At 40.8% G+C, this 299-nt stretch carries 1 protein-coding gene; it reads right to left on the bottom strand.

Annotation, left to right across the window (positions count from 1 at the left end):
- Positions 1–107, bottom strand: a 107-nt coding sequence (locus BBG47_RS28670; protein ID WP_175400685.1) for a BlaI/MecI/CopY family transcriptional regulator, incomplete at its 3' end; no start/stop codon positions are given.
- Positions 108–299: the final 192 nt, after the last annotated feature.

The following is a 299-nucleotide window of genomic DNA, read 5'->3' as shown; positions in this document are numbered from 1 at the left end:
CGCTCCGTCAGCTGTTTTACGACCTCACTGGATGGGCAATTCGGATTTGCCCATAAGACGCGCATGATTTCCAATTCCGCATCCGTAATCGGTGGTATTTGATTCAGATTCATGCATGCAACCCCCAAAGTACATTCGTATATTAGACTACATTTGTAGTTATAAATACATGTTATATTTTTACTTCATCGGTGTCAACAGATTTTACATTCAAAATGCTCTCGTTTATGTTGCATGCATTCATAATTTGTACCGTCAGCGGAAATGGTGGTGTGCGGATTGATCCACTCGTAACAACA

Origin of the sequence: Paenibacillus sp. KS1 (assembly GCF_001680695.1) — a bacterium.
Lineage (GTDB): Bacteria > Bacillota > Bacilli > Paenibacillales > Paenibacillaceae > Paenibacillus_B > Paenibacillus_B suaedae.
This window is presented reverse-complemented; position numbering and strand designations above follow the sequence as displayed.